This is a genomic window from Pseudomonas sp. A214 (assembly GCF_900156295.1).
Taxonomy (GTDB): domain Bacteria; phylum Pseudomonadota; class Gammaproteobacteria; order Pseudomonadales; family Pseudomonadaceae; genus Aquipseudomonas; species Aquipseudomonas rhizophila.
This window is the reverse complement of record NZ_LT707062.1, coordinates 3,298,247-3,319,934: the sequence shown is the minus strand read 5'-3', so window position 1 is coordinate 3,319,934 and position 21,688 is coordinate 3,298,247. Positions and strand designations below refer to the sequence as shown.

21 protein-coding genes are annotated in these 21,688 nt (G+C 58.9%); 11 read left to right on the top strand and 10 right to left on the bottom strand.

The genetic code is table 11. The annotated features are described in order from the left end of the window. Positions 1-9: 9 nt before the first annotated feature. Both BW979_RS14885 and BW979_RS14880 read right to left on the bottom strand, forming a co-directional pair. Positions 10-816: an ABC transporter substrate-binding protein gene (locus tag BW979_RS14885; protein WP_047225540.1), complete on the bottom strand. Its 807-nt coding sequence runs from the start codon at positions 814-816 to the stop codon at positions 10-12. A gap of 76 nt (positions 817-892) precedes the next feature. Further along, complete coding sequence (locus BW979_RS14880; protein ID WP_047225539.1) at positions 893-1,561, bottom strand: GntR family transcriptional regulator; 669 nt, start codon at positions 1,559-1,561, stop codon at positions 893-895. A 373-nt stretch (positions 1,562-1,934) separates the two neighbouring features. Between BW979_RS14880 and BW979_RS14875 the strand changes: the two genes are divergently transcribed. Both BW979_RS14875 and BW979_RS14870 read left to right on the top strand, forming a co-directional pair. Beyond that, a complete protein-coding gene (locus tag BW979_RS14875; protein ID WP_076384156.1) occupies positions 1,935-2,615 on the top strand; it encodes a peptidoglycan-binding domain-containing protein in 681 nt (226 codons plus the stop codon). 56 nt (positions 2,616-2,671) lie between these two features. Beyond that, a complete protein-coding gene (locus BW979_RS14870) occupies positions 2,672-4,525 on the top strand; it encodes a protein Hnh (protein WP_223194322.1) in 1,854 nt (617 codons plus the stop codon). On the opposite strand, the gene BW979_RS14865 is transcribed toward BW979_RS14870, so the two are convergent. The 4 genes from BW979_RS14865 to BW979_RS14850 all read right to left on the bottom strand — a co-directional run bounded on the left by BW979_RS14865 (position 4,520) and on the right by BW979_RS14850 (position 7,370). Beyond that, positions 4,520-5,164, bottom strand: coding sequence for a hypothetical protein (locus BW979_RS14865; protein ID WP_052915277.1), 645 nt, complete (start codon positions 5,162-5,164; stop codon positions 4,520-4,522). The two genes, BW979_RS14870 and BW979_RS14865, sit on opposite strands and share 6 nt — an antisense overlap. 198 nt (positions 5,165-5,362) lie before the next feature. Then, the gene (locus BW979_RS14860) at positions 5,363-5,770 is read right to left on the bottom strand and encodes a VOC family protein (protein WP_076384152.1); all 408 of its coding nucleotides are present in this window, start codon (positions 5,768-5,770) and stop codon (positions 5,363-5,365) included. A gap of 23 nt (positions 5,771-5,793) precedes the next feature. Beyond that, on the bottom strand, positions 5,794-6,219 hold the full coding sequence (locus tag BW979_RS14855; RefSeq protein ID WP_047225535.1) for a YciI family protein: 426 nt from the start codon (positions 6,217-6,219) through the stop codon (positions 5,794-5,796). Positions 6,220-6,428: 209 nt separating this feature from the next. Next, on the bottom strand, positions 6,429-7,370 hold the full coding sequence (locus BW979_RS14850; RefSeq protein WP_076384150.1) for a helix-turn-helix domain-containing protein: 942 nt from the start codon (positions 7,368-7,370) through the stop codon (positions 6,429-6,431). A 243-nt stretch (positions 7,371-7,613) separates the two neighbouring features. Here BW979_RS14850 and BW979_RS14845 point away from each other — a divergent pair, with 243 nt between their 5' ends. Beyond that, entirely contained in the window at positions 7,614-8,378 is a 765-nt protein-coding gene (locus BW979_RS14845) for an SDR family NAD(P)-dependent oxidoreductase (RefSeq protein WP_047225533.1), read from the top strand. Between the two features lie 327 nt (positions 8,379-8,705). Next, positions 8,706-8,963: an Atu4866 domain-containing protein gene (locus tag BW979_RS14840; RefSeq protein WP_047225532.1), complete on the top strand. Its 258-nt coding sequence runs from the start codon at positions 8,706-8,708 to the stop codon at positions 8,961-8,963. 118 nt (positions 8,964-9,081) lie between these two features. Here the strand turns inward: BW979_RS14840 and BW979_RS14835 are convergent, their stop codons facing one another. Beyond that, a complete protein-coding gene (locus BW979_RS14835; protein WP_076384148.1) occupies positions 9,082-11,073 on the bottom strand; it encodes a sigma-54 interaction domain-containing protein in 1,992 nt (663 codons plus the stop codon). 194 nt (positions 11,074-11,267) lie between these two features. Here BW979_RS14835 and BW979_RS14830 point away from each other — a divergent pair, with 194 nt between their 5' ends. From BW979_RS14830 to BW979_RS14820, 3 genes are all read left to right on the top strand, one after another. After that, entirely contained in the window at positions 11,268-12,290 is a 1,023-nt protein-coding gene (locus BW979_RS14830) for a Gfo/Idh/MocA family oxidoreductase (RefSeq protein WP_047225856.1), read from the top strand. Next, complete coding sequence (locus tag BW979_RS14825; protein ID WP_076384146.1) at positions 12,287-13,078, top strand: TIM barrel protein; 792 nt, start codon at positions 12,287-12,289, stop codon at positions 13,076-13,078. Before BW979_RS14830 ends, BW979_RS14825 begins: the two co-directional genes overlap by 4 nt. 81 nt (positions 13,079-13,159) lie before the next feature. Next, entirely contained in the window at positions 13,160-14,086 is a 927-nt protein-coding gene (locus tag BW979_RS14820) for a sugar ABC transporter substrate-binding protein (protein ID WP_076384144.1), read from the top strand. A gap of 103 nt (positions 14,087-14,189) precedes the next feature. Here the strand turns inward: BW979_RS14820 and BW979_RS14815 are convergent, their stop codons facing one another. Continuing rightward, complete coding sequence (locus BW979_RS14815; RefSeq protein WP_047225528.1) at positions 14,190-15,065, bottom strand: LysR family transcriptional regulator; 876 nt, start codon at positions 15,063-15,065, stop codon at positions 14,190-14,192. A 99-nt stretch (positions 15,066-15,164) separates the two neighbouring features. Between BW979_RS14815 and BW979_RS14810 the strand changes: the two genes are divergently transcribed. Both BW979_RS14810 and dctA read left to right on the top strand, forming a co-directional pair. Next, positions 15,165-16,334 (top strand): mandelate racemase/muconate lactonizing enzyme family protein, encoded by a 1,170-nt coding sequence (locus tag BW979_RS14810; RefSeq protein WP_076384142.1) that lies wholly within the window; start codon positions 15,165-15,167, stop codon positions 16,332-16,334. Between the two features lie 102 nt (positions 16,335-16,436). After that, positions 16,437-17,744, top strand: coding sequence for a C4-dicarboxylate transporter DctA (gene dctA, locus BW979_RS14805; RefSeq protein ID WP_076384140.1), 1,308 nt, complete (start codon positions 16,437-16,439; stop codon positions 17,742-17,744). A gap of 70 nt (positions 17,745-17,814) precedes the next feature. On the opposite strand, the gene BW979_RS14800 is transcribed toward dctA, so the two are convergent. Beyond that, on the bottom strand, positions 17,815-18,384 hold the full coding sequence (locus tag BW979_RS14800) for a TetR/AcrR family transcriptional regulator (RefSeq protein ID WP_047225855.1): 570 nt from the start codon (positions 18,382-18,384) through the stop codon (positions 17,815-17,817). A gap of 122 nt (positions 18,385-18,506) precedes the next feature. Here BW979_RS14800 and BW979_RS14795 point away from each other — a divergent pair, with 122 nt between their 5' ends. Together BW979_RS14795 and BW979_RS14790 are read left to right on the top strand one after the other, a co-directional pair. Then, entirely contained in the window at positions 18,507-19,265 is a 759-nt protein-coding gene (locus tag BW979_RS14795; protein WP_076384138.1) for an SDR family oxidoreductase, read from the top strand. A gap of 110 nt (positions 19,266-19,375) precedes the next feature. Next, a complete protein-coding gene (locus BW979_RS14790; RefSeq protein ID WP_260990089.1) occupies positions 19,376-20,116 on the top strand; it encodes an NADPH-dependent F420 reductase in 741 nt (246 codons plus the stop codon). A gap of 115 nt (positions 20,117-20,231) precedes the next feature. Here the strand turns inward: BW979_RS14790 and BW979_RS14785 are convergent, their stop codons facing one another. Continuing rightward, positions 20,232-21,653, bottom strand: coding sequence for a diaminobutyrate--2-oxoglutarate transaminase (locus BW979_RS14785; protein WP_080962842.1), 1,422 nt, complete (start codon positions 21,651-21,653; stop codon positions 20,232-20,234). Between the last annotated feature and the right edge of the window lie 35 nt (positions 21,654-21,688).

Here is a 21,688-nt window from a genome sequence, read left to right as displayed (position 1 = left end):
ACGCTCACCTCAATCAAGAGTGTCACTGGCGACATGCCATTTGCTGAGCAGTTGGCTGTAGCTGCCATCACTGCGCATGTCGTTGATCACCTGCTGCACTGCGGCGCTCAGTTGCGTGTCGTCCTTGCGAATACCCAGTCCGGTAAGAATCCGGCTGAAGGCAGGCACCCCTTCCTCAAACAAATCAGGGGCCATGGTGGCGTAATAACCGGCGGTTTCCACCGTGGTGCCGTAGGCATCGACCTGGCTGATGCGCAAGGCCTGGAATGCATCGGTGTCGGTGTTGTAGACCACCAGTTTCATTCCAGGCTTGCCAGCCTTGGCCAGCGCTTCATTCTCGGCGTCGAGCAGGGTCTTGATGGTGGAGCCATTGAGCACCGCAACTTTATGCCCGGACAGGTCCGACAGCGTCTTGATTGCCTTCGGATTACCCTTGGGCACGACCACCGCCTGGCTGGAGTACATGTAGTTGACGATATCGATCACCTCACGGCGCTCGGGCTTGTCAAACAACTGGTCGACGATCATGTCGCACTGCTTGGCGAGCAAAGCCGGGAGCAGCCCGGAAAAGGGAATCACCCGCCACTCGACTTTCTTGTCGCCCAGGCGTTTGGCGATTTCCAGGCCCAGGTCAACGGTCAAGCCCCTGGGTTTCTGCGCTTCATCGAAGGACACCAGGGGCGGCGAATCCATGCCTGAGCAATAGACGAGTTTTTCGACCTTGAGCAAGCGCTCCGGAACAACGGGCGCGGCAACCGCCCACTGAGCACAGAATCCCAAGGATAGGGCGGCAACCAACAGGCGAGGCTTATGCATGACCAGACACTCCAGTTCAGTTAGTAACGGGCAGTACTCAAAGTCAAAACAACGGCAGGCTCGGGGCCCGCTCTGGTTATTTTTTCGATTGCAGAAATTGGATCAACTCAGGAACGGTGCCTTCGATGTGCGCGCGCACCACTGCCTCGGCCTTATCGGCGTCGCCAGTACGAATCGCCTCAAGAATCACCGCGTGTTCCTGGCGCGCACTCAGCGGTTTTTCCACGTGCTCAAGCCATAGGCGCATGGGCGCCTCGATCAAGGAATAGAGGGCACTGATCTGCTTCAGCAACCGGGGACGACCGCTGAGGCTGCACAGGTATTCATGAAAGGCGCGATGCCGGCTGACCCACTCGGCGCTTTCCTCGCGGTAATCGTCCATCTCGTCCAGCAGACGCTCCAAGGCTGCCAATTGGCGCTCGCCTATCCTGGCTACCGCGACACGGATCGCCAGGCCTTCGAGGACGCTGCGCATCTCGAAGACTTCGTGCAGCTCATCGATATCCAGGCCACTGACAACGGCCCCGCGATTGGGTCTAAGGGTCACCAGGCCCTGGGCGTCCAATCGACGGAACGCCTCGCGCACCGGCATCCGGCTCATACCGATCTCGCTGGCGATGTCTTCAGCGATCAGCCGGTCACCCTTGCGCAATCGTCCCCCGCAAATGGCGTCCAGCAGGAAGTTGTAAGCCTCCTCCTCGGCCGTCATCGACGGGCGCCCAACGTAACTCGGAGCGAATTGCATGGCAGCACCTTTTGAATTTTTGTATCCAATTATCCATAAATTCAAAAAGCAGAATGCGTGCCAACTGAATGGATCGATGTGCAAGTGATTGATTTGAAGGAAAGGGTCTTGCTATGGGGCGTGCATGGGCCCGGCGTCAATTGGGTAGACGTGCTACCAAATGGCTCAAGCGACGCCCATTAGTGTGCACAGTGGTAGCCAGGTAACACTCAATCAGCCAGCCCTGGGAGTGTCCGAAGGTGACTCACCAAACAGCGCTCGGTAATGACCTTCCAAAACGGCCATAACCTACTAAGGTTTTAATCGCCTGCTGAATCGGCGCGATTGCGCCCCCAGATGACCACCGTGCGACTTCCAGGGAAGGAGAAACCGTATGAATGCCAGATCGGACCCGGGCGGTGACGGCATCGTCCTTATACTGGGGGCCACCGAAAGCGTCGACAGTGTGGCCTACGCCTACGGGCATGCGCGCGAGACACTCTGGGATCACCCGCGCAATGCCGATCTGCGCCGTCAACACCCGGACGGGACGGCGCTCGCGGCGGGTGATTCGTTGTTCGTCCCGCCGCGTGTGAAAGCGACCTTCGAACAGAACGCCACCGGGCAAAGACACACCTTCCGCGTACTGAACACCCCTGCCATGCTCAGGTTTCGCCCTTATGCCCTCGCCGGACAGGGCCTGGCCCGGCACTTTCAGGTACTGCGCGGTGACACGCTGCTGGGCAGTGGCGAAGCCGAAGCCAACGGCGATATCGTCTGGCCTCTGGAGCCCACCGCCGACGACATCACCGTGCGCGTAACCTTTGACGGCTTCTCCCGCGACTATCATCTGAGGCTGCGCGCGCTCGACCCGATCAGTACCCTCAAAGGCGTGCAGCAGCGTCTGCGTGGCCTTGGCTACTTCAACGGCGACTGCGATGGTCAGATGGATGACGCGACCCGTGTGGCCATCGGTGCGTTCAAGATGCAGGCCGGATTGCCCGACGACAATGACTTACTCGGCGATGCCGTACGCACCGCGCTCCACGGCTACCACGGCGAGGCCCCCGTATGATCAGGGTTCGCAAAACGCCTACGGCCCCTCCCGCGCTACAGCGCTCGCACGATGCCATGAAAAACAACGTCCTGCAGGCTGTCCAGGCTGGCGCTTCGGTGGTCCTCTGCACCAAAGGCACCAACACCGCCAAAACAAAAAGTGTTCCCAAAGGCTCGGTGAAGGTCGTCATCGATGACGACCAATACAAACCGCCCCACGCCAAAGCGCTGCTCAAGGTCGACCAATATGGCAAGTGCGCCTTTTGCGAGGCACGCTTCATGGACACCGCAGGCGGGGATGTTGAACATTTCCGGCCGAAAAAACGCCACGACGGTTTCGTTCCAGTGAACGACAAGGCAATGGATAACCTCGGTTATTTTCAGTACGTGTACGACTGGAGCAACCACTTGTGGTCATGCAAGGAGTGCAACGAGACCTACAAGAAGAACTACTTTGACGTGATACCGGACAACCTGGCGCAACCGCCGCCGAGACTGGAAGACTTCAACACCGAGGATGAGTTCTGGGACGCCATTGGCGAATGGGGCCGGTTTAGGCCACCGCGCCACGACGCGTGGGACGACCCGCACAACGCCGAGAAACCGGTGTTGATCAATCCTGTCACCGAGAATCCCCGCGAGCACATCAACTTCAATTGCGCGACAGGACTGGCCATCCCCGCCCCTCTGAATGACCTCAACCAACAAATGCAGCCCACCAGCGACAGGGGTGGCAAGAATATCCTTGTGCTCGGTCTGAACCGCAAGGAGCTTGTGTTCGCCCGCATGCGGCATCTGACAATGTTGCGAGGCGTTTTTCTGGAGATGACCCACAGCCTCGACCTGACAATCGAATTCCTGAAATGGCAACGTGGAGAAGAGTGGTTCAAGACCTTGCAGGAACCGACATTGCGCCACCTGGTGAAATACCCCGACGCTTATCAGGTATCGGACAATCCAACGCGCTGCGCTATCGAGTTTTTGTTCTATTCGACAACGCCCCAGGCACCGTTCTCTGGATTGGCAATGGACGCCTTTGCCTGCTGGAGCCTGGAACTGGCTCGGCACGTGATGCAGTTGCGCGAGCACATCACTCAGCTGCAGGCCGCACAAAGCGGGATAGCCCCGGCCACCCGCAGCGTCCACGAACTCCCCCGGCTCAGTCTGCATGCGACCATCCTCGCTACCTACAAGGCGGACATGAAGGCGCTGCAAGCATTGCGCGACACCCTTGAGGTGTATGCTCCGCTATGGAATGCCGGCTTTGAGCAAACGCACATCGAATACGTCTGCCGGGATCGCCTGGAAAAAGTCATGGCTGAACACGCCCAATTTTTCCTGTGGCAAAAGAACTATACCCGTTACGACCCGGCTTTCGTCGCCGGCTATCTGACCCACGAACGCAACTTCCTGGATGTCTACAACGCCCTGGAAACCTATGAGTGCGACAAGAGTACGTGGAGCAATGCGATAGACGCGATGAGGCGAAACCTCAATAGATACGGGCCGGATCTCGCAGAAGACCTCACGCCCCATTGCAATCAGGTCGTCGCCCGACTCAAGGTGGTGACGCAAGCGTTCGACCAGGATCGAAACCTGACTAAGACACCGCCCTGGTGCAACGAAGTGGTCAAGATAGGACAGGATGCTGAACAGCTTACCGCTGAGCTCGACCGCCGTTGCCAAGCCTGTGGGAACGAAGATGCCAGCAACAGCACCACTGAAATGCGCACCACGCTGACGAAAATCGCCAACGCCGTCGCCAAGCTGAAAGCGGGCGACATTCCCCGAGAAGTGACGCCACTTGAATTGCCAGCCCCGCCGAAGCCCTGGATCACGCCAAAGGCCACCGGGCTGCGCAAGCGCGCCGGCATGCCCCAAGACCTGGACGCCGCGTGGAAGCACATTCGTTTGCGATCCAATTCATGAGCCGCGGCATCGCTCGACGGCACGCTGATCGAGTTTGGGAAACGTCACCTGACAGTTGCCGGGATCAACCCCTTCCGCTCTCGCCCGGCCGAGTTCGTCAAGCACACCGCTGCGCTGGGTCCCATTGGGCAGCACAATGACGTAGGGCTCCCCGCTGACGGGCTGCCCCTGCATATCCAGTAACTCGATCTCCACGAAGGTCAGCGCAACCGGTTCAAGTGGATTGACGGACTCGGACGAGGTTTTTACCCGCGCACGCTTGCGAGCCGCGGCGGACACCGGTGCAACAACCGCTTCCACAGCGACCGAGGCCGGTACGCGAACGGGCATCGGTCGTTGATGTGGATATAGGTAAGCACACAACTCGCCACTCGACAGCTTGCCCGCGACCTGATGACGAACCTCGTCATCGTCCAGCAGATGGACCAGAACCCCCTGGGCGGACAATAGCCCGCGCAGACGGGGTACTTCACCGGCCCCGGCAAAATGTCGGCGAACAAAGTGCTCTGCCTGCCATGGTTCACGCGCATCGATCCTGGTCGCCGGGCTTCCCTCTCGCAGCACGGACTGGCCATCAGCAAGGTTGGATCGAGTACCCAGCTCGATGCGATCGGCCCCGTCAAAAAAACAAATCCGCATAGGCTGCCAGTCCCGGGCAGGAGGATGAAAAGGCAGTGTAGATGATCCAGGCATCCCAACTCAGGGTGTGTTGCGAAACCCGGCGACCATTCGGAATGCCGCGCCAACCGGACAGGAGTTCCGGTCCAGGATGGCGCGCACCTTTGTACTGATCTTTTTCCGATAGATGTCCAGTAAACCGCTGCGAGATACAGCCGCTTATTTTCCCCCCTCGCAATTGACCATCCAGGCAATCCCGAAACGGTCTTCGAACATCGCAAAACGTTCCGCCCAAAAGGTCTTCGCCAGGGGCATCTGCACGGTGCCACCTGCACTCAAGCCATTGAACAGCCGTTCGGCCTCTTCCACGCTGTCGACGTTGAGGGAAACCGACACGCCTTGCGGCTGGCGATACGGCTGGCCTGGCGGGCAGTCGGAAGCCATCAGGCTGAAATTGCCCACGATCAGGCAGGTGTGCATGATCAGGTCGGCGTCCTTGGGCATGCCGACGTCCTCCGGCGCCTCGGCAAAGGACATGGAAAACAGCTCGCCACCAAGGACGTCCTTGTACAACGCAAAGGCTTCCTTGCAGCGGCCGTTGAAGGTCAGGTAAGGGATGATTTTCATGCTCGCAACTCCTGTAGTCGGCTTCACGATTGATTGGACAACTGCGCCCGCAGACGCTCTTCCTGCTCGCGCAACTCGGGGGTAAAGCTCTCGCCAAAATCCTCGGCTTCGAAGATCTGGCGGATCTCGATTTCACTGTCACTAATCATCGGGTTCGGGCAGCGTTTGACCCAGTCGATGGCTTCCTGCAGCGACTGGACCTGGAAGATCCAGAAGCCGGCAATCAATTCCCTGGTTTGCGCAAAAGGCCCCTCGACGACGGTCCGGTTTTTGCCGGAAAACTGCACGCGCACACCCTTGGCACTGGGATGCAGCCCTTCTCCGGCGAGCATCACCCCGGCCTTGAGCAATTCTTCATTGTAGGCGCCCATGTCGGCGAGCAATTCTTCGCTGGGCATCTGTCCGGCTTCCGATTCCGGGCTGGCTTTGACGATCACCATAAATCGCATGCGCTTGTCTCCTGAGAGTGGATGGATTAAGCCGCCCTTGTGGTGGCTCTACGGACTAATCGGATGGCAAGGGTCGAAATCGACAGCCTGACGCAATTATTTTTTTGGCAGGCCGTTGCGGCTTCAGCCATGGATCACTCGGACCAACGGCGCAGCCTTTCACACCATCCGAATGAACACTGCAAACCGCAGAAACGCTTAAACAGCCGTCATGCCCGACGATAGACGCTGGGCGTGACCCCCACTTCGCGGCGAAACACCTGGGAAAAATGGCTGGGGCTCGAATAGCCGACCTCCAACCCGACATCGATGATGCTTCGGTCCGTCTCCAGCAGCAGATGCCGGGCGCGGCTCATGCGCAAGCGAATGAAGTACTGCGAGGGTGAAAGCCCGGTGGCGCGCTTGAACATGCGGCTGAAGTGGTACTCGCTCAGTTGCGCAACCCGCGCAAGGTTCGCGAGGCTGAAATCGGCGGCAAGCCCCTCGGTCATTGCCTCGATAACGCGGCGCAGTTTGTAGGCCTGCAACGCGTTGTTGCGCCGGGCACTGCGGTTTGGGTCAAGGTAGCGCCGCACCAAATGCACGGCCAGCGCCTGAGCCAGGCTGTGGGCAAACAAGGGGCTGGGCTGGCGCTCGTCGATGAGTTCCTGGCGCAGTTGCTCCAACAGGAAACTGATTCGTTCATCCCGGTCACCGGAAACATCGAGGAAGCTGACCGGGTCGGCGTGTTCGCCCAGTACCTCGCGCGCGCCTTGATCAATCAATGGCAGGCCGAGATACAGGTGCATCACCTCAAAAGCGTCGCAGCCTTGGGTCTGCCAGCGCATCTCGTAGGGTTCGCCAGTGTTGGTGAGAAAGAAGTCGCCGGTCTTGACGTCGGACGCGACCCATTCCCCACCCAGAACGCGCTCCTCGACCCGAGCCGCGCCCGCCAGCACCCACACCAGCAGAGGCTCGACCACCGCGGGCACCAGGATGGGCTCGACGATGCTGTGATGGCTGAACCGCAACATCACCACGTCCTGCATCTGCGGGCGCGGCGGTAACGTCTGCGGCGTTCCCGGCAAATAGTGCAGCATCGATTCGCCCGTAATGCGTTGAGCATCGCTGGCGAGGTTTTGCGGATCGGGTTGGTGCACAGGATGCTCCATCGACAAAGCCCTCTGACGAGGACTGGTGCCAACAGGATAACGCGGCGGCGGCCATGAGCAAGGTTGCGCGACAGACCGTGTGCGCCGCAGCCTCGCATGCTGGAGCAAAACCCCAACAGTCCAGGCAAGCCTGCGAAAGCCCGAACATGCACATTGAGAGACAGTGAAGCCGTCGATAACGACAGCGCCTCACGGGCGCGGAGCCGGCGAATGTCTCCTCGGCTCGCAACGCAGGAGAGCATCATGACTGATATCACCTACAGCATCCCCCACGAAGTCGCAGGCAAAGTCGCGCTGGTCACCGGCGCGGCCAGTGGCATCGGCAAAGCCATCGCACTGTTGCTGCACGCTCGTGGCGCCAAGGTCGTTGCTGAAGACCTGAACCCCGCCGTCGAAGAGCTCGCCCGTCCCGGGCTGGTGCCGCTGGTGGCGGACATCAGCGAAGACGGAGCCGCCGAGCGCGCGGTCGGCCTGGCCGTCGAGCAGTTCGGCCGGCTGGATATCCTGGTCAACAACGCCGGGATCATCATCAACAAGCTTGTCATCGACATGACCCGTGAAGACTGGGAGCGCATTCAGGCAGTCAACGCCACCGCGGCCTTCATGCATTGCCGCGAGGCGGTGAAAGCGATGATGCCCAACAGATCCGGGGCAATCGTCAACATCGCCTCTTACGCATCCTACTTTGCCTTTCCGACGATCGCAGCCTACACCGCGTCCAAGGGCGCGCTGGCCCAGTTGACCCGCACGCTGGCGCTCGAAGTGATCGAGCATGGCATCCGCGTCAATGCCATCGGCGTCGGCGATGTGGTGACCAACATCCTCAATGACGTGGTCGACGACGGCCCCGGCTTTCTGGCCAAACACGGCGAAGCGGCACCCATCGGCCGCGCTGCGCAGCCGGAGGAAATTGCCGAAATCGTCGCCTTCCTCGCCTCGGACCGCGCGAGTTTCATGGTCGGCTCGGTGGTTATGGCCGATGGCGGCATGACCGTCACCGCGGGCTAATGCGGCGTTGTCGCTGCACACCCCGGGGCAAGGATGCCCTCGGCCGGCGTCTGTTGACTTTGGTCTTGATCGATAAGCCGGTTCGGTGTCGGTTACGCCATACAGGATCAGGCAAACCCGCGACATTTTTGACATAACGGCCAAGCGGATCCACTCCCTAATCTGGACTCACGAAACGGATGACACCGGACGGCCCGGACAGGGCCATCCGAACTCGCTGTTCAAATGTGAGGGCAGAACATGAAAAGCATCAGCCGATTGTTGATCGGTACCGCTTTGAGCGCCGTTGTCGTCTCGGCTGATCTAACCGCAGAAGGAGAATGGAACATGCAACGTATTCAACCTACTACCGCCAGTCACCCCTACACCGGCATGTGGATCACCGCTGATGGGAATATTCGCCATGAGCTGTTGCCAAATGGGCGCTACGACGAGGCTCGCGGAAATCGCGAAAGCGCTTATCAGGGGCGTTACGAGGTGGAAGGCGATTACATCCGCTACTGGGACGACACGGGCTTCACTGCCGATGGAACGTTTCGGGACGGCGTCCTCTACCACGCCGGGATGGTCCTCTATCGCAAGTAACAGAGACGCCCGGCTCCTTTTGGCCGGGCGTTTCTCGTCTCGCCAGCATGAAGGATGCATAAAACCACCCTCGAGCGGAGACTGGTCGTCCGTTTCATCGCCAGCGTTGCACCACCGGCTAAGAACGAAACGCATCAACCTTGAGCCCATACCGACTCATCTTGTTGTACAACCCCCCACGCGACACATTCAGCCGTTGAGCCGCCAGGCGGATGTTTCCGCGCGTGTCTGTGAGGGCGGCAATGATTGCATTCATTTCATGGGTGCCAAGGTCCGGCGCCGTCCGAGGTTCAGGGACGCTCGCCCACGTCGATAGTCGCCCTCGCTGCCTGATCTCCAGCGCAAGATCGCTCGGCTGGATCAGTTCGCTCATCGCCAGGTTGGTCGCCCGTTCAATGACGTTTTCCAGCTCGCGAACATTGCCCGGCCAATCGTAGGCGCCAAGCATATCCAGTGCCACGGGAGAAAGGTCCTGCGTCGATTTGCGGAGCGACCGGGCACAACGCGCGAGAAAATGCCGCGCCAGCAACGGCACGTCTTCGCGGCGCATTCGCAGTGGCGGCACGGTCAGGTTCAGGACGTTGAGCCGGTAGTAAAGGTCCTCACGAAAGGCGCCCTCGGCCACCGCCTGGCTCAGGTTGCGGTGAGTGGCGGCAATGATGCGAACGTTGACCCGCAGCGATTTTTTTGCCCCCACCCGTGTCACCTCGCCTTCCTGCAGGACGCGCAGCAAGCTGACCTGCGCATCAAAGGACATGTCACCGATTTCGTCGAGGAAAATCGTCCCGCCATCGGCCAATTCGAACTTGCCTGCCGAGCCACCGCGAGCCGATCCGGTGAAAGCGCCTTCGACATGACCGAACAGTTCGCTCTGCACCAGGTCACGGGGAATGGCGCCGCAATTGACCGCCACGAAAGGACCGCCACAACGGTCGCTGGCATTATGGATCGCCTGGGCGAACAGCTCCTTGCCTGTGCCGCTCTCGCCGAGGATCAGCGTGGTCGAATCACTGCGACTGGCAATCCGTGCCAGGTGCACTGCATCCTGAATCGCCCGTGAATGGCCCAGGATGGTTTCGAAGGTGTAGCTGGCCTGGGTGCCCATGATCCGCCGGGTGATTTCCCGAATGCGTCGGTTTTCGCGCAACGAAACAATCCGCCCGCCTTGTTCCAGCGGGCAGACCGACACCAGGCAGGCCAGATGACTGTGGTCGTGCAGTTCAAAGGTGCAATCCAGGTCCCGTACGCCCTCCCCGCTGGCAAGCAGGACGGCATCGGTCAACTCACTTTGTCCCAGGCTCTTGAAGGGACTGCCGAGCAAGTCATGGCCTACGCGGAACAACTGCCGGGCGTAATGGTTGAGCGCCTTGATGCAGCCCTGCTCATCCAATACCACCAAGCCCTCGTTGAGCACTTCAAGCACGGTTTGTTGCTCTTCCAGCAAGGCCTGCAGCGCCATCTGCCTCGAGACCGCCTCGGCTGCGGCCTGGACGGTGCCCAGCGTATGGAAATGAAACCAGCCTGGCTCCGCCGTCAAGGTCAACATACCCAAGGTTCGGCCCTGGGCATCCCGGATAGGCGCGGCGGCGCAATGCATGCGGCGCTGGCGCAGGCCAAGCCCGAAGTTCTCCTCGGCCAGCACATAGACCAAACGGTCTTCAACGATCGCCAGCCCGGTGCAATTGGTGCCCTGTACCGACTCCAGCAGGCGACTGCCTATGGGGGTGAGGTCCAGGCCACAAAAGTACAAAGTCGTGCCTTGGGTATCGGTCAGATTGATATGGCCCTTGGGGTTGTAGGCGAGCAAACCGCGCATGACCTGCGCCGCCGCGGCGATCAGCACCCGGTTGGCTGCCAGTGTCGCGGCGAGGTCGTCGGGCGCGACAAAACGGTACTCACCGTCTTCTGGATCAAGGCCGGCATGGACGCTGCGCAACCAGGACTCCCAAATCACCCGCCTGATTCCGGCAGGGCGATCGATTACCCCCTGCAAGCACGCTCGCCAGGCCTCATCCAGCGCAGTGCCGGGCCCTTCGTTCAACGACGCTGGGCCAAGCGCGGTGAGGTAATCGCGGTCTTCGGCGCTCAAGGCGGCAGGTTGCTGATTCATTATTCGGCCATATGTTCATATTTTCGACATGTCAGTATAGACATGTAATCAAAATGAACATGAATACAAACGACAATGAATAAAATCTGTTTAATATCAATGAGTTGATTATTGGCACAGCGCTTGCTCCCTGCTTATCCAGACGAGGACATTCTTAGCGCCGAGTCGTAAAAACAATAAAGGGAGTCATGTTCATGAGTACATCCAGGATCATCCGCCTTGGCCTTATCGGCGCCGGCCGCATGGGCAGTTTTCACGGCCTCACCGCCGCCCGTCACATCCCCGGCGCGTGCCTCGCTGCCATCGCCGACCCTACTCCCGGCCAGGCCGCGCGCCTGGCGGCAGAACTGGACGTGCAGAAGGTCTATGCCGATCCACAGCAACTGCTTGATGACCCGGACATCGACGCCGTGTTGATTGCCGCCCCGGCGCGCAGCCATGCCGAACTGGTGATCAGTGCGGCCCGGGCCGGCAAAAGTGTGTTCTGTGAAAAACCGATGGCGATCACCCTGGACGAAGCCGATCGCGCCATAGCTGCGGCTGCCGATGCACGGGTGACACTCCAGGTCGGCTTCAATCGGCGCTTTGCCAGAAGTTTCCGCACCGCTCATCTGGACGTGGTTGCCGGCCGGATCGGTACGCCACAACTGCTGCGCTCGCTGACCCGCGACCCGGCGCTGAACAACCCCGCCGCGTCACCGCAATGGGTGATCTTCCTCGAAACTTTGATCCATGACTTCGATACCCTGCGCTACCTGAATCCGGGCGCCGAGGCGGTTGAAGTTTTTGTGATGGCCGATGCCCTGATCGCACCGGCCTACAAAGACAAAGGATTTCTCGACACCGCGGTGGTCACGATCCGTTTCGACAATGGCGCCATCGCCACGGCCGAGGCCAATTTCCAGGCCGTATATGGCTACGATGTCCGCGGCGAAGTGTTCGGCAGCGCCGGCATGCTGACCATGGGCAACGTCAACGACTCCGACCTGCTGCGCTACCTGGCCAATGGGGTTCAGGCCGACACCCAGCGCATGGACACTGACTTGCTGCGTGATGCCTATGTGGCTGAGCTCAACCACTTTGTCAGTTGCGTACGCAGTGGCGAAAAACCTCTGGCCAGCGGTGAAGACGCCCGTGCGGCACTGGCCATTGCTCGCGCTTGTATCGAGTCCTTCCAACTGGGCAAACCGGTGCGCGTACAAGGAGCTCATTCATGAGTTTCATACCGTTCAAACTGGCGATCAGCGCCGAGATGGTCTTTCTCGACCTGCCCTTTACCGAGCGGGTCAAACGCATCCATGCGCTGGGCTTCAGCGTCGAGATATGGAACTGGACGACCAAAGACATCCAGGCTCTCGTCGCGACTGGCGCGGATTTCACCTCCATGACCGGCTACATCTCGGGCAACCTGACCGATCCCGAGGGTATCCAGCAATTGCTCGACAGCGCCCAGGAATCTCTAGCCGTCGCAGCCCAATTGGGTTGCCCGAGCCTGAACCTGCACGGCACCGGCCTGGGTGATCAAGGATTGCCAGTCAAACCCGTTGCCCAGACCACCGGCCGCATGTGGTTGAGCGCCTGCAAGACACTGGAAAAAATCGCCCGCCTGGGCGAAGACGCGGGCCGAGTGTTCCTGCTGGAAAACCTCAATACCGAGGTCGACCACCCGGGCACGCCGTTCGCCCGCGCCGACGATACCCTGGCACTGATCGAGGCCGTGGGCAGCCCGCACCTGAAGATGAACCTGGACCTCTATCACGCGCAGATCGGCGAAGGAAACCTCATCGAACTGATCCAGCGCGCCGGCAGCGCCATCGGCGAAATCCAGGTCGCCGACGTCCCGGGCCGCATGGAACCCGGCACCGGTGAAATCCACTATCCCGCCATTGCCAGGGCCTTGTTCGGTATGGGATACAGCGGTGTCGTCGGCCTCGAAGGCTGGGCCAGCGGTGACAGCGAGATCGCCCTTGAGCGTTTCCGGCAGGCCTTCACGCTTGATGGATGAAGCCCGCGCCGAACTCAATACGTGCGGCAGATTTTCAGCTCTTGGTGACGTACCACTCATAACAACAAAAGGAAAACCATCATGCGTCGTTGCACACTGCTTTTCGCCACCCTGCTATTGCTCTTGAGCCAATGGGCCATCGCCGACTATCGCATCGGCGTCAGCATCGCCAGGGTCGACGACAACTTCATGACCTACGTGCGTAACGGCCTGGACGAGGCCGCGAAAAAGGAAAACGTGCAGATTCAATTCGAGGACGCCCAAGGCGATGTGGTACGCCAACTCAACCAGGTCCAGGGCTTTATCAACCAGAAAGTGGATGCGGTCATTGTCCTGCCGGTGGACACCTCCGCCACGGCCAACATCACCCGCGCCGCGGTCGAAGCGAAGACGCCGCTGGTCTACGTCAACCGTCACCCGGACGAGCGCACCTTGCCCAAAGGAGTGGTCACGGTAGCGTCCAATGACATTGAGGCCGGACAGCTGCAAATGCGCTATCTGGCCGAAAAGCTCGGAGGCAAGGGCAACCTTGCGATCATCATGGGCGACCTGGCGCAAAACGCCACCCACGACCGCACCGAAGGCGTCAAACAGGTGCTCAAGGATTATCCCGGGATCAAGATTGTCGAGCAGCAAAGTGCCGAGTGGCAGCGCAGCAAAGGGATGGACCTGACCAGCAACTGGTTGCTGGCTGGGAGCCGTTTCGATGCCATCGTCGCCAACAATGACGAGATGGCCATCGGTGCGGCCATGGCACTGCAACAGGCCGGCAAAGCCAAGGGCGAGATCGCGATTGTCGGCATCGACGGCTTGCCTGACGGTCTGGCGGCAATCAAGCGCGGGATGCTGGTCGCCTCGGTATTCCAGGACCCCAAGGCCCAGGCGAGCAGCGCGGTACAAGCAGCACTCAAGATGATCAAGGGAGAGCCGGTGGAAACGGACGTCTGGGTACCCTTTCAGTTGATCAAGCCTGAGCAATTGGCGGTGTTTGAACAACATTACAAGTAGCGAAAAGCTCAACACTTCGCCGCGATCCCGGTAAGGGATCAGCGGCGATTCACAACCCCAAACCCTATTGAGCAACACAGCGCGTCATATAAAACCCGCCGAGTCACTGCCCCACCCTGGCCCAGAATTCTTCGGCAGATGGACTGAGTGGCGCTACTGGACGGGTCAGATGAATTTCCAGCGGTATATCCCAGCTTTCGTCGAGCGCTCTGACCAGGCGCCCATCCAGTATTTCTTGCTCGGTGAGGCTCCTGGGCAACCAGGCCACGCCTTTGCTTTCCAGGGCCATGGACATTAGCACCGCTGCAAGGTGGCTGCTAAAAAGTGGTTTGAGGTGAAGGTAATCTTCTTTGCCACGCAGTCTGTGCGCGACGATACGCCCCAAACCGGATTCATGGGTGTAAGCGAGGTACGGCAATGCCGCAGGCGAGGTGCCGAAGTTAGCGCAGGCACTCGCAAGAGGAACGAGAACATCTTCACCCACCTTCTTGCCGATGAACTGATCAGGGGCCAGTAGCGGTGGAACATCGGGATGGCGGTGGCAGAGCAGAAACTGAACCTGGCCATGTATCAGCATTTGCTCACAGGCAGCCATGCTGTCTGAGTGCAGTTGCACAGCCTCAATGGGGGCACCGTTCTCTGAGCTTCGCAGCCACTTGGGAAAAAATGTAAACGACAGGGAGTGAGTTGCCGCGAATTGAAGCGACTTGGCGGCCATTCCAGCAACCTCTTGAGCCTCGTTGCGCATTCTGTACAAGCGCCTGGCAGCCTCTTGGGCACTTGGCAAAATTTGCCTGCCGGCTTCAGTAAGCGTCGCTCCTTGAGGCGTTCGAACGAACAACTGCACCCCCATCCAACTCTCTAACGAGCGCACTCTGCGGCTGAATGCCGGCTGGGTAACGTGCCGCGCTTCAGCCGCCCGAACAAAGCTGCCGTACTCCGCAAGCGCTGAAAAATCTTCAAGCCAGACGAGTTCCAAGGGCCATGCCTCCTGTGCATAGGGTGCGGCATTAATAGCATTGGGCGGGTGCCATCGCAAAGCCTAACGTGGGCCTACAAACAACAAGAGGACCCCGTCATGCGCATCGTAGACATTCGTGAAAAAACTGTTTCCATTGCCTCCCCAATCGCTAACGCCTACATCGATTTTTCGAAAATGACCTGCTCGGTTGTCGCGGTCATCACTGATGTAATTCGTGATGGGAAGCCTGTCATTGGCTACGGTTTCAACTCCAATGGTCGCTATGGCCAGGGCGCACTGATGCGTGATCGTTTCCTGGCGCGTATCACGCAAGCGGATCCAGACACGCTCGTCGACCATGAAAACAACAACCTGGATCCGTTCGCCATCTGGAAAACCTTGATGACCAACGAAAAGCCAGGCGGCCATGGCGAGCGCTCTGTCGCCGTTGGCACCATCGACATGGCGGTATGGGATGCCGTCGCCAAGATTGAAGGCAAACCGCTGTATCGCCTGCTGGCCGACCGTTACCGTAACGGCGTGGCCGATGACAAGGTCTGGGTCTATGCAGCGGGCGGCTACTACTACCCTGGCAAAGACCAGACCAAGCTCAAGGCAGAAATGCAGAGCTATCTGGATCGTGGCTACGACGTCGTCAAGATGAAGATTGGTGCGATACCGCTGGACGAAGATATCCGTCGCATCGAAGCGGTACTTGAAGTGGTTGGCGACGGCCGTCGGTTGGCGGTCGACGCCAATGGTCGTTTCGATCTTCAGACCGGTATTGCGTACGCTGAAGCCATCAAGAAGTACAACCTCTTCTGGTACGAAGAGGTTGGCGATCCGCTGGACTACGCACTCCAGGCCGAGCTTGCCAATCACTATGAACTGCCCATGGCTACCGGTGAAAACCTGTTCTCTCACCAGGATGCCCGTAACCTGCTGCGCCACGGTGGCATGCGCCCCGATCGCGACTACCTCCAGTTCGACTGCGCTCTGTCCTACGGGCTCGTGGAGTACATGCGCACCCTGAAGGTGATGGAAGAAATGGGTTGGTCTTCCCGCCGCGTAGTGCCCCATGGCGGTCACCAGATGTCCCTGAACATCGCAGCGGGTCTGCACCTGGGCGGCAACGAATCTTACCCGGATGTGTTCCAGCCGTTCGGCGGCTTCGCTGACGGCATCCGCGTGGAAAACGGCTATGTCGGTCTGCCGGATATTCCAGGTGTTGGCTTCGAGGCCAAGTCCGCTTTGTACGCAGTGATGCGTGAGTTGGGCGAAGGCTGATCAACCTCGATCTGCGGTCTCTTTGAAAGAGGCCGCAGCCCCCGGCGTCACCCACTGACGCCGAGCCACATGCCCATCACAACAATAAAATGAGGTGCTTCCGTGGAAATCTCCAAGTCCCGCTGGTATGGCCAGCTGTATGTGCAAGTGCTGATCGGCATCGTGATCGGTGCAGCAATCGGTTACTTCGTGCCTGATATCGGAGCCAAGCTGCAACCCTTTGCCGATGGCTTCATCAAACTGATCAAAATGCTGTTGGCGCCCATTATTTTCGGTACGGTCGTTGTGGGTATCGCAAAGATGGGCAATATCAAAGAAGTCGGCCGGATTGGCGTGAAAGCGCTGATCTACTTCGAGATTCTTTCAACCATCGCCCTGGTCGTCGGCCTCATTGTGGTCAACATCGTGAAGCCTGGCGTCGGTATGAACATCAACGCCAGCGCGCTTGATGGAGGTGCCATTAGCAAATACAGCCAAGCTGCCAGTGAGCAAGGCGGCACCATTGATTTCTTTCTCAATATCATCCCGCAAACCTTCATCGGCGCATTCTCCAATGGCGTCATGCTTCAGGTCATCCTGCTTTCGGTATTGATGGGTGTCGCCCTGGTTCAAATGGGTGAAACCAGCAAGCCACTGATCAACACCCTTGACCTGTTCCTGCAAGGCCTGTTCAAGATCGTTGCAATGGTCATGCGCTTGGCGCCGATTGGCGCGGGTGCCGGCATGGCTTTCACGATCGGCAAATACGGGATTGGCACCTTGCTGTCACTCGGCCAGTTGCTGGTCGCGCTCTACATCACGACCTTGTTTTTCATCGTGGTCGTGCTGGGTACGGTTGCTCGATGGTCGGGCATGCCGCTTCTGCAATTTCTTCGTTATTTCAAAGATGAAATCCTCATCACCCTTGGCACCTGCTCAACCGAAGCCGTGCTGCCACGAATGATGGTGAAACTTGAAAAGCTTGGCTGCAAAAAATCGGTAGTGGGCATGGTGTTGCCTACGGGGTACACCTTCAATGCGGACGGCACCTGTATCTATCTCACCATGGCCGCCATCTTCATCGCACAGGCGACCAATACGCCACTGACCTTTGTGGATCAGATGATTCTGCTAGGCGTGTTCCTGCTGACTTCAAAAGGCTCGGCTGGGGTGGCGGGTGCGGGGTTTGTGACACTGGCTGCAACGCTCACAACCATTCACTCCATTCCTCTGGTCGGCCTCGTTTTGCTCCTGGGCATTGACCGGTTCCTCAACGAAGCGCGAGCCGTGACCAACCTGATCGGTAACGGTATCGGCACCATCGCCATTGCCAAGTGGGACAACTCGTTCGATGTCGAGGCCTGCGAGCGTGAGATCGCCGCCATGAAACACCAAAAGGCGACAAGAAAGGCATTGCTGGCGCAAAAATAATCCGTAAGGCGCTCCGGTCATTCCGTTTAAACCACGGCATGACCGGTAGTGGTTTGCGTTTGGACGAAAGCTACACGTTATTCTTCAGGCTTTCAGGGCTACCTGCGCATAGACCATCCATCACCAAGTCCATCAATCTGGCGAGACGTGGGCGCCATTCGCTCTGGGAATCTATTTGCCATATTCCAGCAGTGGCTAGAAAAAAGTCGTCGTGGGTAACCCCGCTACGAATCGTTCCGGCCTTTTCATTAGCCCTCAAAAGCAACTCGGCGGCTGCCTGGACCGGCGCGTATCCCGACTTCCCAGGAAATTCGTAAGTAGAGGCTGCTTGCCGTATCGCGGTCGCAAGTCCCGCCTTGGTCATTGCATATTCAACGAGGCAGTCCATCCACTCTCGGAGGGCCTCCTTAGGGGGTTTTGTGGCGAGTAACTGTTCGGCCAACGAGGCCACTTGCTGCATTTCGAATTGGTAGACCTCGAATACCAGCGCCTCTCTGTTGGCGAAATGGCGATAGAACGTGCCCTGTCCCACTCCAGCCTTCTTCGCAATCGCACTCAGCGGGACCGCAGGATCGAGCGTCAGCTCTGCCACAGCGACCTTCAGAATTCGTTCTCGATTTTTCTTGGCGTCAGAACGCATCGCCACTTCGTCATTCCTGGGCAAAGTTATTTCCTTCGCTGCATTGCAAAGCGGACAGTTGTCCGGTAATTTTTAACACAAGTGGACAGCTGTCCGCTTTTGTTCTCTTACTGGAGTTTACTATGAACAGCACGGGCAACACGATTCTGGTTACCGGCAGCACCTCAGGCATAGGCCTTGGTCTGGCGCTAAGGCTTCACCAGGCGGGAAACAACGTAATCATCGCGGGACGGCGCAAGGCTCTGCTCGACAAGATCGTGTCGGAACATCCAGGCATTGAATCGGTAGTGCTGGACGTCTGCGATCCGCAATCCATCCAGCGCACCAGCGAAGCGCTTGCGCTCAGTCACCCCAATCTGAACGTGCTCATAAACAACGCGGGCATCATGCACTGGGAGGATCTGGCTGATGCCCAATACCTGAGCACAGCCGAAGATATCGTGACAACGAACTTACTGGGCACGATCCGCATGGTGTATGCATTTACTCCCCAGTTGCTCAAGCAGCCCAGTGCCACGATTATCAATGTCAGTTCGGCGTTGGCCTTCGTCCCGCTGCCTGCGACACCGACCTACAGCGCAACCAAAGCGGCAGTTCATTCATTCACTCAAAGTCTTCGAGTGCAGCTGGAGAACTCATCAGTCGAGGTCATCGAGCTTGCGCCACCGGGAGTGCGTACCACTTTGCTTGGACAGGAAAATGACGAACACGCCATGCCCTTGGACGAGTTCCTGAATCAAATCTTCGAGCTGCTCGAGATCGCTCCGACCCCAAAAGAACTGGTCGTCGAGCGCGCCAAGCCACTACGGTTTGCTGAAGCGAGCGGTTCACATGCTGAGGTACTCGAAATGCTTGCGGGATACAAACCACCGGCAGAATGATCTCAACCGTGCGGATGACACCTGAAGTATTGCTGGATCTTCGCCACACACTTAATTCGCTCGCACACCCAGGCAACGGTAATTGAATATTGTTTGTATGCGAGGAGGTTATTGACATGAAAATCGGAATTATCGGCGCGGGCAACATTGGGGCTACTCTTGCCCGTAAGCTCGCTGCATGCGGCCATGAAGTGAAACTGGCCAACTCGAAGAACCCTCAAAGTATTCAGGACCTCGCCAACGAAATCGGTGTACGGGCGGTGACCAAGGAAGACGCTGTGTCGGATGTGGATGCGGTTATCCTCTCGATCCCCTTCGCGAAGTACCCCGATCTGCGCCAAACGTTAAGTCATGTTCCCGAGAAGGTCGTCGTCATTGACACGTCCAATTACTATCCGGGACGAGACGGGGCGATCAAGGAGGTAGACGACGGCAAGCCCGAGAGCATCTGGGTAAGCGAGCAGATTGGTCGCCCAGTCGTCAAGGCATGGAACGCCGTTCTCGCAGCGACTCTTGCCGACAAAGGCCAACCAGCCGGGTCTTCAACACGCATCGCCTTACCCGTGGCTGGGGATGACCCCTATGCCGAGGCGATCGCGCAGGATCTTGTCGAGGATACCGGGTTCACCGCGCTTGCCGCTGGCAGCCTTGAGAGTTCATGGCATCAGCAACCAGGCACGCCTGCATACTGCACCGAACTAACCCTGCCGGAGCTAAAATCGGCCTTGTGTGCGGCTGATAAAATCAGGGCGCCTCAAAACCGGGACGCACTTCTGGCCAGATTCATGGCTCCCGGTGGTCAGTTTACACATGAGCAAATTGTTGCCACGAATCGTGCAATGACAGCCTGACTATCGAACTGCTAAATCGCGCGGCCACCGCCAGATTAGGCGGTAGCCGTCGCTCAATCTCAACGCCGGCAAAGCACAATCCGTTACGGCGGGCGCGCATCGGCGGATCAAATGATTATTGCGCGGAGCCTTCGCTGAGCGTGCTTGCTGCCTGAAACAGGATCTGCCCCACAAAATCGATCTCCTGCTCAGTGATGATCAGCGGCGGCAAGAAGCGCACCGTCGCCCCATGGCGCCCGCCAAGCTCGACGATCAAGCCGTGCTTCAGGCAAGCTTGCTGGAAGGCCTTGGCCCGGGCTGTGTCCACCGGCGGATGGCCCTGTACATCAAGGGTGCCCTGCGGGTCGACGATTTCCATCCCGAGCATCAGGCCGCGACCCCGTACATCGCCGATCCAGGCGAACTCGTTTTGCAGCGCCTGCAGTTGTTTTTGCAGATAAGCGCCGACCTTTTCAGCGTGCTGGACCAGGCCTTCATCGCGGATGAAACGCAAGGTCGCGGTACCGGCCGCCATCGCCAACTGATTGCCGCGGAATGTGCCGGCGTGGGCACCCGGCTGCCAGACGTCCAGCGACTCGTGGTAGACCATGACCGACATCGGCAACCCGCCACCGATGGCTTTGGACAGGGTGATGACATCCGGCGTGATACCCGATTGCTCGAAGCCAAACATCCGGCCACTGCGGGCAATGCCGCACTGGATCTCGTCGACGATCAGCGGGATGCCGTGGGCCTGGGTCAATCGGCGCAGTTCCTGCAGCCAGCGGTCCGGCGCGGCAATGACCCCACCCTCCCCTTGAATCGGCTCCAGGATCAGCGCCGCCGGTGCGGTCACCCCGCTTTCAGGGTCGTTGAGCAAGTGCTCCAGGTAACGCACGTTCAACGTGACTGCCTGATCGCCGGCCACCCCGAACGGGCAACGATAATCGTGCGGGAACGGCAGGCGCTGCACACCTGGCATCAATGCGCCGAGGGCATTTTTCGGTGACAGGTTGCCGCTGATGGCCAGCGTACCCAGGGTCATCCCGTGATAGGCCCCTTCGAACGCCAGGACCGAATGCCGCCCAGTGGCGGTGCGGGTCAGCTTGAGCGCGGCCTCGACCGCATCGGCCCCACTCGGGCCGCAGAACTGGATGCGTGCATGGCGAGCGAACTCGCTAGGCAGGCAAGCGAAAATTTCTTGGACAAATGCGTCCTTCACAGGCGTCATGAGGTCCAGGGTGTGCATCGGCACACCGGCTGCCATGACCTGAGTGATGGCCTCGATGATCACCGGGTGGTTGTGGCCCAGCGCCAGGGTGCCGGCACCGGCCAGGCAATCGACAAACACTTGCCCCCGGCTGTCCTGCACATAAATGCCATGGGCTCTTTCAAGCACCAGCGGAATGCGTCGCGGGTAACTGCGGGCGTTGGATTCCTGCTGTTGCTGACGGTCCAGCAGTGGGGTCGAATCGAGGCAGTAAGGACTCGACAGACCGGTGTGCAACAGGCGCAGCTGTTGCGCGCCACCCGCTGTGACATTCGAAAAAGCACTCATGATTTCCTCCATGGAGGCTGGGTTTGGAAGGGAAC